The organism is Agrobacterium sp. SOY23, from assembly GCF_027212525.1.
In the GTDB taxonomy this organism is placed as follows: domain Bacteria; phylum Pseudomonadota; class Alphaproteobacteria; order Rhizobiales; family Rhizobiaceae; genus Agrobacterium; species Agrobacterium tumefaciens_I.
The window spans coordinates 531,477-547,093 of sequence record NZ_JAPWDT010000003.1; the positions used below are offsets into that span (position 1 = coordinate 531,477).

13 protein-coding genes are annotated in these 15,617 nt (G+C 61.6%); 7 read left to right on the forward strand and 6 right to left on the reverse strand.

Going from position 1 to position 15,617, the window contains the following annotated elements:
* The first annotated feature begins 82 nt into the window (after positions 1 to 82).
* Positions 83 to 2,065 (forward strand): phosphatase PAP2 family protein, encoded by a 1,983-nt coding sequence (locus O3S81_RS11275; protein ID WP_269343174.1) that lies wholly within the window; start codon positions 83 to 85, stop codon positions 2,063 to 2,065.
* 51 nt (positions 2,066 to 2,116) lie between these two features.
* Here O3S81_RS11275 and O3S81_RS11280 read toward each other — a convergent pair whose 3' ends face one another.
* The 5 genes from O3S81_RS11280 to O3S81_RS11300 form a co-directional block, all read right to left on the reverse strand.
* Entirely contained in the window at positions 2,117 to 3,340 is a 1,224-nt protein-coding gene (locus O3S81_RS11280) for an MFS transporter (protein ID WP_269343176.1), read from the reverse strand.
* Positions 3,340 to 5,769: a TonB-dependent siderophore receptor gene (locus tag O3S81_RS11285; RefSeq protein ID WP_269343178.1), complete on the reverse strand. Its 2,430-nt coding sequence runs from the start codon at positions 5,767 to 5,769 to the stop codon at positions 3,340 to 3,342. Before O3S81_RS11285 ends, O3S81_RS11280 begins: the two co-directional genes overlap by 1 nt.
* A 110-nt stretch (positions 5,770 to 5,879) precedes the next feature.
* The gene (locus O3S81_RS11290; protein WP_269343180.1) at positions 5,880 to 6,848 is read right to left on the reverse strand and encodes a FecR family protein; all 969 of its coding nucleotides are present in this window, start codon (positions 6,846 to 6,848) and stop codon (positions 5,880 to 5,882) included.
* Between the two features lie 83 nt (positions 6,849 to 6,931).
* Positions 6,932 to 7,438 carry an RNA polymerase sigma factor gene (locus tag O3S81_RS11295; RefSeq protein WP_269343182.1) on the reverse strand — a complete coding sequence of 169 codons (507 nt, stop codon included), beginning with the start codon at positions 7,436 to 7,438 and terminating at the stop codon, positions 6,932 to 6,934.
* A 197-nt stretch (positions 7,439 to 7,635) separates the two neighbouring features.
* The gene (locus tag O3S81_RS11300) at positions 7,636 to 8,784 is read right to left on the reverse strand and encodes an ROK family transcriptional regulator (protein WP_269343183.1); all 1,149 of its coding nucleotides are present in this window, start codon (positions 8,782 to 8,784) and stop codon (positions 7,636 to 7,638) included.
* A gap of 144 nt (positions 8,785 to 8,928) precedes the next feature.
* Here O3S81_RS11300 and O3S81_RS11305 point away from each other — a divergent pair, with 144 nt between their 5' ends.
* From O3S81_RS11305 to O3S81_RS11330, 6 genes are all read left to right on the forward strand, one after another.
* The gene (locus O3S81_RS11305; protein WP_269343184.1) at positions 8,929 to 10,158 is read left to right on the forward strand and encodes an ABC transporter substrate-binding protein; all 1,230 of its coding nucleotides are present in this window, start codon (positions 8,929 to 8,931) and stop codon (positions 10,156 to 10,158) included.
* 86 nt (positions 10,159 to 10,244) lie between these two features.
* Positions 10,245 to 11,285, forward strand: a complete 1,041-nt coding sequence (locus O3S81_RS11310) for an ABC transporter ATP-binding protein (RefSeq protein WP_269343186.1) — start codon at positions 10,245 to 10,247, stop codon at positions 11,283 to 11,285.
* On the forward strand, positions 11,285 to 12,139 hold the full coding sequence (locus tag O3S81_RS11315) for an ABC transporter permease (protein ID WP_269343516.1): 855 nt from the start codon (positions 11,285 to 11,287) through the stop codon (positions 12,137 to 12,139). Before O3S81_RS11310 ends, O3S81_RS11315 begins: the two co-directional genes overlap by 1 nt.
* Complete coding sequence (locus tag O3S81_RS11320; protein WP_442864907.1) at positions 12,136 to 13,002, forward strand: ABC transporter permease; 867 nt, start codon at positions 12,136 to 12,138, stop codon at positions 13,000 to 13,002. The genes O3S81_RS11315 and O3S81_RS11320 overlap by 4 nt, the downstream gene beginning before the upstream one ends.
* 46 nt (positions 13,003 to 13,048) lie before the next feature.
* Positions 13,049 to 13,945, forward strand: coding sequence for a glycerophosphodiester phosphodiesterase family protein (locus tag O3S81_RS11325; RefSeq protein WP_269343190.1), 897 nt, complete (start codon positions 13,049 to 13,051; stop codon positions 13,943 to 13,945).
* Positions 13,942 to 14,727 carry an inositol monophosphatase family protein gene (locus tag O3S81_RS11330; RefSeq protein WP_269343191.1) on the forward strand — a complete coding sequence of 262 codons (786 nt, stop codon included), beginning with the start codon at positions 13,942 to 13,944 and terminating at the stop codon, positions 14,725 to 14,727. The genes O3S81_RS11325 and O3S81_RS11330 overlap by 4 nt, the downstream gene beginning before the upstream one ends.
* A 63-nt stretch (positions 14,728 to 14,790) precedes the next feature.
* On the opposite strand, the gene O3S81_RS11335 is transcribed toward O3S81_RS11330, so the two are convergent.
* Positions 14,791 to 15,540 (reverse strand): SDR family oxidoreductase, encoded by a 750-nt coding sequence (locus tag O3S81_RS11335; RefSeq protein WP_269343193.1) that lies wholly within the window; start codon positions 15,538 to 15,540, stop codon positions 14,791 to 14,793.
* Positions 15,541 to 15,617 lie beyond the last annotated feature (77 nt).

Consider the following 15,617-nt stretch of genomic DNA (forward strand, 5'->3'; position numbering starts at 1 on the left):
TCTAAACCTGATGACGAGACGCGCGGAAAACCGCGTCGACTGTTTCGTCGCGCGTCACTCGCTGCAAATCATAGGATTCGTCATGGCCAAACTGAATATGTCGTCTTTTCCGTCCGCACGCGCGGCCCTGCTTGCCTCTGCCGCATTGCTGGTTCTCGTTCAAGGAGCTGAGGCATTCGATCGCAACGGGCCGGCGGGCCAGGGTTATGCTATCACGGTGCCGGAGCCTGCCGCGTCCTATCCGCTGCCGTTTGCCGATAATTACCGCAACCAGACCGGCAAGAATGCCAAAGGCGAGGACGTTCGCGCCTATGACGACCGGGACAATCCGATCATCGAGATTCTCTCCGGTTTCAACCGCATCTGGACACTCGGCGATGAAAAATGGGCCGATGGCGGCGCCAATGGCGATGGTCCTACGGATTTCACCCATGTGAAGATCGTCGATCCCGCCGTCTGGCAGGAAAACATGCGTTATGTGCTGTCCGTAACCGGCGACAACCGCACCCGCGCCGCCGCTTTCGAAGCCTATATGAACGACCGCCGTTCGCAGGGTTACAGCGTCATCGACGGCTTGGGCCCGCTTGCCGGCTGGTATCGCGAAGGCGCGGGTGCGACAACGACGATCAATCATACGCTTGCCGATTTCGACCCGAACGAGGTCATCACCCGCAAGGAAGACGACAAGGGCACCGAGGCCGGTGCTGCCGATAGCGAGCTCAAGGATTTCGTCGCCTTCATGAAGGTGATCCGCGGCCCGGAAGGCACGACATCGCCCGCGAAATATTTCTATTCCTCACCGCGGCCCTGGCGCATGAATGCGAAGGGCGAGGTGATCGAGACCGGCAAGGAAACGATTGGCGACCGTAGCTTCGAAAGCTACGACAGCGGCTCGGGTGTCATCGTACCGGCGCTGAAATATGCCCGCGAAAATCGCGGCCGCGGCAAGGATGGCGGTTTTCCGAGCGGGCACACCAATGCCGCCTATCTCGCAGCCATCGCTTATGCCTATGCCGTGCCGGAGCGCTTTTCCGAATTGCTGACGGCAGCTTCCGAACTCGGTGAGAGCCGTGTCGTCGCCGGCATGCATTCGCCGCTCGACGTGATCGGCGGCCGCATCACCGCAACCGCCATGGCCGCGGCCATGTTGCAGGATCCGAAAAATGCCGAGGTGAAGAAGGCCGCGCATGACGCCGTGCAGGCCTATTTCGCCAAACGCCTGCCACAGGGCCAGTCGCTTATCGACTTTGCCCATGGCGCAAAGCCGGATGTCGACCGTTTTGCCGATGCGGTGAAGAACGGCGCGGATTATCGCCGGCGCATGACCTTCTCCTTCAGCCGCGACAAGGCAGCGGGTGACGCGGCGATGGTGGTGCCGAAGGGGGCAGAGGTTCTGCTGGAAACGCGACTTCCCTATCTGAATGCCGAAGAGCGCCGCGCCGTGCTGTTTTCCACCGGCATCGAGGCCGGTTATCCGCTACTTGACGACAGCAACGGCTGGGGCCGGATCAATCTGGTTGCCGCTGCCGGTGGTTACGGCGCGTTTGACGGCGATGTCGAGGTGACCATGGATGCCGCCACCGGTGGCTTCAATGCGGCGGACCGTTGGACGAACGATATTGCCGGGGCAGGGCGTATCGTCAAATCCGGCAGCGGTGCGCTGACGCTCAGCGGCAACAACAGCTATGGCGGTGGCACGATCGTCAGGGACGGAACGCTGGTGGCATCGTCTGCCGATGCGCTGGGAACCGGCGGTGTGCTGGTCAGCGGCGGCACGCTCTCGCTTGGCGGAGAGAAGGATGTCGTTATTGGTGGTGATTATCAGCAGTCGGGCGGCACGCTGGCGCTTGATCCGCAAAAGGCGCCGCTGCACGTCAAGGGCAATGCGGTGCTGGAGGGCGCAACGCTGAAGCTCACCTTTGATGGCGGCGCGCCGGCCGCGGGCACACGGTTCGACGTGATTTCCGCCAACGGCCTGACCGGAACCTTCACCGCGATCGATGCGGGCAATGTGAAGGTGCGGCCGGTCTATACCGGCTCGGCACTGTCGGTGGTGGTCGAATAGGCCGATGCAAGAGGCCTGCCGGGCGTGGTTTAAGCCGCCCGGTGCTTCGGTTCAGGAGTTCTGCCGTCGCATCAGCAGGAAGATGACCGGTGCGGCAAGCACCGAAACGATGGCGGCGATGATGAAGGAGGCCTGATAACCGAATTTTTCGGCAATCGCGCCGGCGCCCAGCCCGCCGATCATGCCGACAACGCCATCCATGCACTGGAACAGGGTGAAATCGACGCCTGCCTGCCGGGGGTCGGACCAGCCCATGAAGCAGGCGTAAAGTGCGACGAAGCCAATGGACATGATGCCCGACGAGCTTGCCACCGCAACCGCCATGACGACCCATTGCGAAATATCGCGATGGGCGCTGAAATAGGCGAAAAGGCACAACAGCGCCGTCTGCACGAAGATGGCGATGAGCAGGATTCGTGACGCCCCGTAGAGCCGCACCAGCGTGCCGCCGAGCAGCGCGCCGGCGAAACCGACGATCATGCTGCCCACGCCATTCAGCGCGCCGATGGTGGCGAGATCGAAGCCATAGTCGACCAGAAACGGGCCGAGCATGGCGAGACCCCATTTCTGCGCGGCGACATAAACGGCCGCGACCAGAAGACCTGTGCGGACTTCCCGTCGCTTGAGCGCGTTTTTGATCGATGGCAGGTGGTCCCGTGTTTGCGTGACCGTTCTTGCCGCAGGGCCGAACAGGAAGGGGAGCGCAAGCAGGATGACCAGTCCGGCCATGACCAGCGTGGCGCTCATCCAGCCGGCGCGTTCCACCAGCACCAGAAACAGGCCGGCGCCAATGGCGGAACCGAGATAGGAGCCGCCCACCTGCGCGGCATTGCCCCAGCCATGATGCTCTTCCGCCAGCGTTTCGACCGCGTAGCCGTCGCAGGCGATGTCGACGGTTGCCGTCACCAGTGCGATCACCGACAGGATGGCGATTGCGACGGAAACCGGCGACGGGCCGGTGAAAGCAAGAACAGCGAGGCCGCAGGCGCAGGCGGCGATGCCCGTGCCGACGATCACCCGCGAGCGGTTTTTGCCGACGGGCGGCAGCCGGTAACGCTCCACATGTGGCGACCAGAGGAATTTCAGCGCCCAGGGCAGAACGACGAGGTAAAGCAGGCCGATCTGGTCCAGCGGCAGCCCGGCGGTTCTGAGCACCGCCGGCAGACCGAGAAAGGTCAGCCCGCCAATCACGCTCTGGCCGACATAAAGCCCGCCGACCGCCACGAAGACGGCGGCCGGCGAGGGCTTGGTTGTGGCAGGGTTCTGCTGCAGCATCAGAAGCGATACCGGATGCTGCCGACGACCTTGCGGCCTTCGTCATAATAGCAGAAGCCCGTGGTGCAGACCTGTTTCACCTCGTCGAGAAGGTTGGTGGCATTGATCTGCAGTTTCACGCCTTCCAGCGAAGGCAGGGCCTTGCCAAGATCGTAGCGCAGCGATGCATCGACGAAGGTGCGGGCCTCATTGTCGAGAATGGGCGTGTGCTGGTTGTCGCCGAAGCTCGATCCGACATAACGCAGGCCCGCGCCGATGCCGAGGCCTTCCAGCGCGCCTTCCTGGAACTCGTAATCGGCCCACAGCGAGAAGGTGTGATAGGGCGAGGAATTGAGCTGCTTGCCCACCGTTTCCGACGTCAGTTTGGTGATTTCAACGTCGTTATAGGAATAAGAGCCGATGAGGCTCCAGCCATTGTCGAGCGAGGCCGTGGCTTCGAGTTCCACGCCGCGCGAGCGCAGGTCGAGCTGGCGCAGCAGGTTGATGCCGGAGGAGGTCTCGTAGACCGTGGCATTGTCCTGATCGAGATTGAAGAAGGCGGCGCTCAGCAGGGCGTTATATTGCGGCAGGGCATATTTGACGCCGAGTTCATATTGCTTGCCGACCGTCGGCTGCGCCTGGCCCGTCACCGTTCCCGTGGTGATGATGACGCCCGGATTGGCGACGAAGGAGGTGCCGTAGCTGACATAGGGCATCACGCCGCTGTCAAAGACATAACCGAGGCTGGCGCGGCCCGTCGTCTTGGTTTCATCGCCGTCATAGGTGGGAGCCGTTGCGTCTCCGACGGTCTGGGCCTGATATTCGGTGTCCAGCCAGTCGTGGCGGATGCCGGCCGTCAGGCGCCAGCGGTCGATCTCGATCTGGTCCTGCGCATAGATGCCGAGCGTGTTCATCCGCTGAGTCAGGATAAGCGATACGTCGGGCACATAGGTGAAGGTGTCGGTGAAGGCACTGGCGCCGCTGCCCTGTTTCGATGTGTAGGACATATGGCTGAAGTCGATACCGGTCAGCAGCGTATGTTTCGCCGGGCCGGTGTCGAATTCCGTCTTGAGGTAATTGTCTGCGGAAACGCCTTCATTGTCCTCGATGGTGATGCCGGGATAATTGGCGAAGACCCATTGCTGGTCGGCCGAAAGGGCCGAATAACGCGCCTTGCTGTAGAAGGTGACGTTGTCGTTGATTTCGTGCTCGAACTCATAGCCGATACGCCATTGTTTCTGCTCGAAATCATTAAACCGGGAATCGCCGCCATAGACCGATGTCGCACCGATGGATGTGCCGCTGGCTCCATATTTGTTGATGTATCCCCAGGTGCCGCCGGTGGTGCTGTCCATATATTCGCCGAGCAGCGTCAGCTTGGTGCCGGCATCCGGCTGGAAGGTGAAGGCCGGCGCGATGAACAGCCGGTCGTCCTTGATGGCGCTGATTTCGTTGCGGCCGTCGCGGGCCACCCCGGTCAGGCGGTAAAGCATGGTCTTCTCGTCATCGACAGCGCCGGAAAGATCGAAAGCGCCCTGCACGCGGCCGAAGGAGCCATATTGCAGCTCCACCTCGCGCAGCGTCTCTTCGGTCGGGCGTTTCGAGATGATATCGACGATGCCGCCGGAGCTGCTGGCGCCATAGATGGAGGCGGCCGGGCCGCGCAGGATGGAAACCGCTTCCACGCCATAGGGCTCAAGCCGGGCGCTGCCGTTCTGGCTGCTCACCTGCCGCAGACCGTCGCGGAAAATGCCTGTCGTGCTGAGATCGGTGCCTCGCACCTTGAAGGCGTCGAAGCGCGGCTCGGCGCCATATTGGCCGATGCGCGCACCGGGCGTGTAGTTCAGTGCTTCCGAGAGGTTCTGCGGTTTCAGGTCATCGAGCTGCTTGCGGCTGACGGTGGTGATGGACTGGGCGGTTTCGGCAATCGGCGTATCGGTCTTGGTAGCGGTGCGTCCGGATTTGCCGACATAGCCATTGCTCTCGATGATGCCCCTGGCGCCTTCAAGGCCGGTGCCCTGCACGGTGACCGGCGCAAGCAGGGTGCTGCCGGCGGCAGCCGCGCCGCCGCTTTCACCGCTCTGGCTGGCGGGATCGAAAATGCGGACGGTGTTGCCGCCGGCCAATGCATAGTTCAGCCCCGATCCGGCCAGAAGCCCGCTGACGGCCGCCGATACGCTGAGCGTGCCCTTGACGCCGGCCGTGCTGCGGCCCCTGGTGATCGCGGACGGGTAGACCATGCGCAGATTGGCCTGGCGGCCGAAGGTGAGGAGGGCGTTTTCCAGCGGGCCGGCGGGAATGGAGACGGTGACGGTGGCGGGCGCACCGCTTGCGGCAGGCGGTGTCTGCGCTCTGGCGGTCGTGGCGCCCGGACCTGCCGCGACGATGCCCCCGATGATCGCCGTCGTCGTCAGCCAGAACCAGCCGCGTGCCTGCTTGCCCAAATTCATGTCATTCCCTCTCACTCGTGATCTCATGCCGCCCGCAGAAACGGGTCCTGATTGCCTAGAGTGAAAAGGCGGGCCGACTCCTGACGTCGGATTCGCGAAAAAAAGCTATTTTATCGCGAGCGGACGAAAACCAGCATTCCGGAAAGCCGCGATACCGAAACGGGAAGGCTCTCTTCGAGAATGGTGAGCGCCTGATCCGTGTCCTTCAGGTCGAAGATGCCGGAGACGTGCTGCCTTGCCGCCGCCTCATCGAGGATGACGATGCGGCCCCGGCGATATTGCGAGAGAATATCGAGAACCTCGCGCAGCGGCTGGCCGGAAAAGACGAGCTTGCCCTCGCGCCAGGCCATGCTGTTGGCGACATCCTTGCGGGCGCGCACCAGCCTGCCATCGCCGCCAAGGGTCACCGCCTCTCCGGGCGTGAGCACGGCGATCTCGGCGCCTGTGGTCACCTCGACGCGGCCTTCCTCCACCTGCACCTCCTGCGGCAGCGCGCCATTGCCGGTGCGCACCGAATAATGGGTACCGAGCGCCTTTGCCGTCAGCGCTCCATCTTCGACGATGAAGGGCCGCTCCGGGTTTTTGGCGACATCGAAATAGGCCTCGCCGCGAAGAAGGGTGATGCGCCGTTCCTTTTGCGAATAATGAACCGCAATTGCCGTGTCGGTGTTCAGGCTGATGCGGCTGCCGTCTTCCAGCGAAAGCATGCGTGTTTCGCCGATTTCGGTGTAATAATCCGCCTGCCAGCGGTCCTTCAATCCGCTTTTCTCCGCAAACAGCGCTGCAAGCCCGATGAGGCAGAGACCGGCAACACCCGCCAGCATTGCCCGGCGAGGTCCGCGCCGTTTTCGCTGTTCGGCCGGCGCAAGCTCGATATCGCCAAGCTCGCCCCAGAGGCTCCGCATGTCCTCATAGGCGCTAGCATGGGCGGCATCGGCGCGCAGCCAGACATGAAACGCCTCGCGCTCCGCTTCCGTCGCATCTCTCGACTGCATGCGCGCCACCCACAGCGCGGCCTCTTCGGCCAGACCGTCATCGGTCAAACCGTTATCCTTCAGGCCGTCCGGGCGCTTGTTCATGTCCTGATCTGCCGTTGTTGCGTGCTGATGTGTATTCCTTTTCCCTTATAGAGTGAAAAAGGATGCGAACACCTGATGCCGGTTTACATTTTTATTTGCGCGCGGACCTGACGGCAGTGCAGCAGCGCCTTGATGATGTGTTTTTCCACCATGTTGCGGGAAATGCCGAGCCGGACGGCGATCTCGCCATTGGAATGGCCATGCAGACGGCTGAGCACGAAGACCTGCTGGCAACGTTTGGGCAGGGCCTCGATGGCCCGCGCCATTAAAATAAGGTGCTGTCGGCCGGCGACGATCCGTTCCTGTCCGGGGTCCTCGCAGGCGACGGCAAAACCCGCCTCGTAAGGGGCGAATAGCGGCCGCTCGCGCGACTGGCGGATGACCGTCAGGCGGGCGACGGACCGGGCGATCTGGAAGAGATAGGCTTGGGGATTGTCGATCAGCGTCGCATGCGAGACTTCCAGCGCCCGCAACAGGGTTTCCTGCATGGCGTCGGCGGCGTCTTCGCGGTTCTGCAGCTGCCGGCGGAAAAACCGCATCAGGCGGTTTTCTTCCTTGGCGTCAAGAACCTCAAACAGGGCTTTGCTCATCAATCGACCCGGTGGCGTATTGGCCTGGCGCATGAGGCGGGCCGAGACACCGCTTCATGTCAGAATAAACATGATAGTTGTAATCATATTTATCGCCTTCGGATGCAAGCTGCCAACCAGTAAAAAACCGGGGGCGAAATCAGGCTCACGTTTCCGTGATGATTGTTGCGGGATTACATCAGGCCGTTTGGGCTGACCTAGAGGAAATAGCGCACCCTGAGCGGCAGCAGCGCAGCACCGATGGCGGAGGGATCGCCGACCGTCTCGCTGAGAACCAGCTTCGCTTCCTTTGGCCCGACACCATAACGATGTTCGCGCTCTGAGGGCATGTGCGTGCGTTCGATCATCATCTGGCCAAGCGCGCGCGGCAATTGCCCGCCGAAGACGATGGCCTGTGGATCGAGCACCGCGATCAGGCTGGCCACCAGCCTGTCCACCTGCGGCATGGTTTCGGTCAGCCATTCCTCGACGCCCGGCCATGTGGGGTCGAACTGCTGATAGAGCGGTTCGATCGAATGAATGTCGACGCCGTTTCTCTGCAGGGTGGCGATCAGATATTGCAGGGCCGGCCGTTTGGGCGATTCGTCCGGGCTGTATATGCCGCTGAATTCGCCGGCATTGCCATGAAAGCCGTGAAACGGCTGGCCGCCAAGGATCAGCCCGCCGCCGAAGCCATAGTTGAAGGACAGATAGGCGAAGGTCTGGCACCAGGAGCCGACACCGCGAAGGCTTTCGCCGATCGCACCCGTGGTGGCGTTGTTCTCCAGCCAGACCGGCAGGTGGAACCGTTTCTCAAGGATCGGCTTCAGGTCCATCAGCGACCAGTCGCGCAGGGGCTCCGGCGCATTGAAGGCGCGGTCCTCGGACACGAAGAAGCCGGACATGGAAAAACCGAGGCCAAGCAGGCGCTCGCGCGGAATGCCGTGTTCCGAGAGCAGCCGTTCGAGGGCCAGCGACAAGGCAGCAAGCGTCTCCTCCCGGTCCTCCGGAAGCATGTCAAGTTTTTCCTCGACAATCACGTCGCAGCGGAAATCGGCGATGCAGATGACGACGGAGTCGGTGTTGATGGAAATTCCAAGCGAATAGGCCGCCTCCGGCACCAGCTCGATGGTGGGGCTCGGCTGGCCGCGCGTGCCCTTGAGCGGCGCGCCGGTCTGCAGAAGCCCGCGCTCCAGCAGGCCTTCGATCAGCCGGTGCACAGATTGCTGCGTGAGGTTGGTGTGGCCGGTAATCGAGGCGCGGGCAATGGGGCCGTGGCGGCGCACGATATCCAGAATGAGACGCTCGTTTTCGCTGGCAAGCGGCTGGCGGTCGAAGGTTAGCTGCGGCGTCTGATCTGTGTTCATGGCCTTGGATAACGGCTGCGCGGGGCGGCGGCAACACGGGCCACCGGTTGCGACAGCATTTTTCACTGGACTGTCACAAATATTACACTTAGAGTGTATTAATAGGGGGCCGGTCAACAACGGGTCCCCAGGAGGAACCATTCAATGCGCATGAAATTTTTTGCGATCGCCGCGCTTGCGCTGGCGACGACGGCAGCGCCGTGCCTATCGGCTGACAGCAATATGAAAAACCTCGACTTCGATCTGTCGAAGGTCACGCGCGACAATTTCTACGACATCGTCGTTCCGGCCGCCAAAGCCGAGGGTACGGTGACGATGTATAATTTCGCCGGCAGTTTCGCCGATACGTGGAAGGAGCTGATCACCCGCTTCGAAGCCAAATATGGCATCAAGGTCGCCTATAGCGACGCGAAGGGCGATCAGGCGAACCAGCAGTTGATCGCTGTACAGGCGGCAGGTCAGGATTCGCCCGTCGATGCCTATTTCGCCGGTGGCGGCAGCTATCCGCTGCTGTCTGCCAAGGGCGTTGTCGGCAATATTGCGCTGACGAAAATCCTGCCGAACATGGCCAATTACAATCCGGAACTGGCTGAAACTGTGTTCGGCAAGCCGCATGGCGGCAGCTTCCCGCTGGTGCATCTCAACCAGACGGCTATCGGTTATGACTCTGCCTTCGTGAAGGCCGAGGATGTGCCGAAGAGCTTCGAGGACCTTCTTGTCTGGGCCGAAAAGAACCCCAAGCGTCTCGGCGTTACCCTGCCGGCCAAGGGTGGTTCGGGCGGCGGCTTTATCTATTCTGTCGCACTCAATTATCTTACCGGCGACTGCCGCAAGCAGCTGACCGACTATAACCAGACGCTGCAGCAGGCCGAAGACTGGGCCATGGAGTCCGAGTGCCTCACGCCCGTCTGGGATTATTATCGTCGTCTTCTGGCCGTGGCCGAACTGACCAACGGCAATGCCGATACGCTCAACCTCATCAACAACCAGCAGCTTTATATGGGCACCGTCTGGGAAGATCAGGTCATGAGTTTCCTCGGCACCAAGCAATTGCCCGACAGTTTCCGCGTCACGCTTCTCGAAAAAGGTCAGGTCGGCTCTGGCGACGCCATGTTCGTGCCGGCTAACGCCAAGAACGTCGCCTCCGCACTGCTTCTGATCGATATGGCGATGAGCAAGGAGTTCCAGCTCTGGAAGCTGGAAAACAAGGCCTCCCGCTCTCCGCGCGCCGATGTCACCAATGATCTGATGCCGAAGGCCGTGCAGGAACATGTGCTGCCGCAGAGCGTCTATCCGCGCCTGTCGCTGCCGGCTTTCTGGGATATGTCGACAGCGCTTGCCGAAGCGCTCGATGAAAAAGTCCTCAACCAGTAACGCCATCAGGGATTGCCGGATCGTGCGGCCGCAAGTGCCATGCACGGTCCGGATAGCCTTGGTCAAAAATATGAGGGAGGCTCGCCATGAGTGAACTCGAGATCAGCAATATCAGCAAAGACTACGGGGCGAGCCGGGCGCTTCATCCCGTATCGATCACCGTGGAACGGGGCGAATTCGTCACCATTCTTGGGCCCTCCGGTTGCGGCAAGTCGACGCTTTTGCGCATCCTCACCGGCATCAGCCAACCTTCTGGCGGTGAAATCCGGCTCGGAGGCAAGCGCATCGATCAGGCGCCGCCGGAAGCGCGTGATATCGCGATGGTTTTCCAGTCCTATGCGCTTTTCCCGCATATGTCGGTCGCCAAAAACCTGGGCTTCGGCCTGAAGATGAAGAAGGTTGGGAAGGACGAGCGGGCGCGGCGCCTCGCCCATGCGCTGGAGATTTGCAATCTCACCGGTCTGGTGGATCGCATGCCTCGGCAATTGTCCGGCGGCCAGCAGCAGCGCGTGGCGCTGGCGCGCGCCATCGTCATGCAGCCGAGCCTGCTGCTGTTCGACGAACCGCTCTCCAACCTCGATGCCAAACTCCGCGACACGTTGCGCCATGAGCTGACCGAGCTTCACCGCCGCATCGGTGCGACCAGCCTTTATGTGACGCATGATCAGGCCGAGGCCATGGCGATGTCGGACCGGATCGTCGTCATGAATGCCGGCCGGGTGGTCGAGATCGGCACGCCGCTTGAGCTTTACCGCGCGCCGAAGCATGCTTTTACCGCCGGCTTTCTCGGCCAGACCAATCTTCTGCCCGTCTCCGCCGAGGGTGAGCAGGCGCAATTGCCCTGGGGCCAGCCGGTGACGCTGGACCGGGCGGTGGCCGGCAATGTGCAGATTTCCGTTCGCCCGGAAAACATCCACATCCGCGCCGATCAAGCCGGTGAGGGCACGGTTTCCGCCGTTTCCTTCATGGGCGCCAATGCGCTCTATACGGTCGAGATCGGCGGCCGCCAGATAAGGGTCAGCCAGTCCGGCGCGGAAACTTTGATCGATGTCGGGCAAAAGGTCGCCCTGCAGTTTCCCGGTTCGGTCCATCTTCTCGATGACAGGATGGCGGGGGAGGCGGCATGATGGCCGGGATCCTTCGCGACAGGCGCGCCCAGCTTCTTCTGCTGTTGGCTCCGGGGGTAGGCTATCTTCTGGTCTTCTTCGGCGGGCCGCTGCTGTCGGCACTGATCGGCAGCTTCAGGCAGGAGGATGGCAGCTTCACGCTGATGTTCTACCAACGGATTTTCACCCGCCCCTCGATGATCCGTGGCCTCACGACGTCAATCTATTACGGCGTCATGCCGGTCATCGTCTCGCTTGTGGCCTCGGTGCCGCTGGCGCTTTTGATCCGCAAGAGCTTTCTCGGTCGAAAACTGTTCAGCGGCCTTTACAAGTTGCCGATGGCGGTGCCCGGCATCATCGTCGGCCTGATGGTGATCGTTGTCTTCGAAAGGGGCGGTTTTCTCGACCGGCTGGTCGCGCCGCTGAGGCTCGAACTACCCAAACTGGTGCGCGACGACTGGGGCATTGGCGTCATTCTCGCCAGCGTCTGGAAGCAGATACCCTTCATGACGTTGATCATCACCAGCGCCTTTGCCGCCATTCCCGAGGATATCCGTTATGCCTCGCGCACGCTTGGCGCTTCGCGGCTGAAGACATTCTTCTTCGTGGAGGTGCCGCTCGCCATGCCCGGCATCACCGCCGCCATTCTTCTCACCTTCATCGGTTCCATGGGCTCTTACGCCATTCCCGATATCGTCGGCCCGCCGACGGCCCGGCCGCTTTCGGTGCTGATGATCCAGGAGTTTAATCAGGGCCGTTTTAATCAGGTCTATGCCATGGGCATGGTTCTGAGCCTCTTCGCCGTCACCGTGCTCATTCTTTATTATTCCCTGACATCCCGCATCGGCCCCGGCCAAAACCGAGGAGACGCATGATGAGTGTTATCACCATTGAACCCACCATCACTCCCCGCCGCCGCGCCTTCACGCCGGAGGACCGGATTTTCGTTTCCATCGGGCTTTATGGCGCGCTGACGCTTGCCATCGCCGTGCCGCTGGCGTTGATGTTCCTCTGGAGCATTGCCGACGGCTGGTCGCCACCACTTGTCGTGCCGGAGCATTACACCACGGCGCGCTGGGCAGGCATTTTGGGCGATACAAGCCTCATCCGCGCCGCGATCAACAGCATCCTCATCGCCATCGTCGTCACCTTCCTGACGGCGGCCATCGCGCTGCCCACCGCCTGGGCGATGGCGCGGTTTCCCTTCCGGCTGAAACGGCTGGTGGAGATTTTTATTCTGGCGCCGATCATCATTCCGGGGCTGGTCGTCGCCGTCGGCATCGGGCAGGTGTTCCTGCTTTTCGGCCTTGCCTATTCGGTAACGGGGGTCATCCTCGTGCAGATCGTCGGCACCCTGCCGCTGATGATCCGGCTGATGACGGCGGCGCTGGAGACCATTCCTGACGATCTCATCCATGCCGCCCGTTCGCTGGGTGCGGGCACCGTCGGCATCGTCCTCCACATCATATTGCCGCTGGCTGTGCCCGGCCTTCTCGCCGGCGGGCTGATGTCCTTCATCGGCAGCTTCGAGGAATTCGACAAGTCCTTCATCGTCGGCGCGCCTGTCGTCGAGACCTTGCCGATCAAGCTTTACATGTATCTCGATCCCTATTCGATGCAACTGCCGCTCGCCTCCATCGTCTCCTTCATCCTGCTTCTTCCCGCACTCGTCGTCTTCATCATCGCCGGCCGCATCCTGCGCGACGACCTGATGGCGGCGGGCATGGGGAAAATCTGATCCGGGCAGCCAAACCCGGTAATTGCAACGTCCGAAAGTGAAAACCATGCACCAGACCCTTGCCTCCTCCCCAAAGACCTCCAACGCCTGCAATGTGCTTGCGCTCTGCTCGCGTGACAATCCGGCCATCCTGACCATCGCCCATCGCGGTTTCTGGACGGCCACCGCCGAAAATTCACTCGCTTCTGTCCGCGCCGCGATTACGGCCGGTGTCGAGATGATCGAGATCGACACGCAGGCGACGGCCGATGGCCGGTTGGTCGTCATTCACGACGAAACGCTTGACCGCACCACGACGGGCAAGGGAGCCATGAGCGCGCTGCCTTTCGAGGTGGTTCGCGCAGCGAAGCTGAAGATCGGTGCTGGTGGTGACGGCGCTGGCGTGACCGATGAATGCGTGCCGACGCTGGAGGAATTGCTGGAAGAGGCGCGCGGCAGGATCACCGTCAATATCGACACCAAATTCACCCGCGATCTGCCGCAGGTCATGGAAACCGTGCTGCGGCTCGGCATCGAGGATCAGGTGCTGGTCAAGACCGATATCGATCCTGAAGCGAGCCGTTTCGAGGTGCTGGAGACAGACTGGTTCGGAAAGATTCCGCATATGCCGATGTTCCCGGTCAGAAAGGGCAGGTTCGCCGAGGATCTGCGCCGGATTGAGGCGTTGAAGGCGCCGATGATCGAGGTGAAATTCACCGACATTGCCGATCTGGCCGAAGGCCGTGCCGAGATGGAGCGCCAGAATATCCGCCTGTGGATCAACTCGCTCGACGTTTCCCATTGCCTCGATTTCAACGATACAAGGGCGCTTTCAAACCCTGAAGCCGTCTGGGGTGCTCTTGCCGAGGCGGGCGTCGGCGCGATCCAGACGGATGAAGTCGAAGCCTTCACCTGCTGGCTGAAGACTGGCGCCGGCGCAACTGGCAGGGCGTGGACACGATGAGCGAGCGTCGCGACCGCGCCGTCGCCATCATCGAGGAAGCGATGGGCCTTGCCCTTCGCTTTTTCGAGGCGCGCGACGCCATTGCCACCCGGACGAAGGGTTTTCAGGATTTTGTCTCGGAAGCCGATACCTCGGTCGAAAGGTTCGTCCGTGACCGTCTGGCGGCGGCCTTTCCCGGTGAAACCGTGCTGGGCGAAGAAATGGGCGGCGTGGCCGATGACGCCTACTGGATCATCGACCCCATCGACGGCACCGCCAATTTCCTGCGTGGCTCGCCGCTCTGGGGCATCTCGCTCGGCTTCGTTCGCAACGGGCGTCCCGAACTTGGCGTCGTCGCCATGCCGGTCTTCAAGGATATTTATGCGACGGCGGATGGGACGGGTCTGATGCTGAACGGCAAACCGCTTGCCCGCCTTGTGCCCTTCGAGGATGTGCAGGTCATGTCGCTCGGCGATAGCGCCGCCGCCGATGCGGAAGAAGTCGCTGCTCTGAATGTCGGGCTCAGGCATGCGGGCTGGGTGGTGGAGTCCATCCGCTCCACATCGATCGGCCTTGCCTTCGCGGCACGCGGCATCTTCGACGGCCATCTGCAGAAGCTGACGACCATGTGGGATATCGCCGGCGGCGTCGTTCTCGCACGGGAAGCGGGTCTCGATGTCCGTATCGGAACGCGCCCCGGCAGCGGCATCCCTTGGGTTGCGGCCGCAACGCCGGCACTGATGGCGGTGACGGAGGGATTGTGGCCGGAGATCGCAGAAAAAGAGCCGGCGGAACCTGCGTGAGCGCTTGCGAAAGTCGATGGCAGATGTTGCTGCAACATCTCTGCCATCCGCCGCTTTCGGGCGTCACTTCGCCCGGGCCAGCGCAATTGCGTCAGGGCCAGCGGGAAAACGGAGTTGGCCGGACACATCATGGGCGGCGCTCCAGATCGCTTCGGCGACATCCTGTTCGCTGGTTGTCATGGCCGGTTTGGCGAAGCCTTCGAGAATTGGGCCTGCGAAGTCCATGTATTCGTCCGGCAACAGCTCTTCCAGCGGAAGGATGGCATTTGTCGTGAAACGAGTGGTCGGCGCATAGCCCGGTTCCACCAGCTTCACGCGGATGTTGAAATGACCGAGTTCATGGGCAAGCGAACCGGAGAAACCTTCGATTGCCTGCTTGCTGGCGGTATAAACGGCGGCAAGCGGAAACGGCGCGAGCGTGGCGCTGGATGTGACGTTGATGATCGTGCCGGACCGGCGCTTTCGCATCTCGGGAATGATCGCCTGCGTCATTGCCATCACACCAAAGCTGTTGGTGTCGAAGATCCTGCGGATTTCCGGCATTGGCATTGCTTCGAAAGCGCCGACCATGCCAATGCCTGCATTGTTCACCAGCACATCGACCGGGCCTGCCGCATCGATCAGGGCCGCGACGCTTTGCTCGTCCGTCACATCCAGCGGCAGGATGCGCAACCGGTCGTTATCGCCGCCGAAGCGATCGGGCTCCGGACGCCGCATGGTCGCAACGACATTCCAGCCACGCGCGAGGAAAAATTCGGCGGTCGCCTTGCCATAGCCGGATGAGGTGCCGGTGATGAGGATCTTCTTGGTCATCATAAGTCTCCATTGTTCGATATGATCGGAGATAGACCATGTGTTTTGGATGATATATGCTCTGAACACCAAAGTTT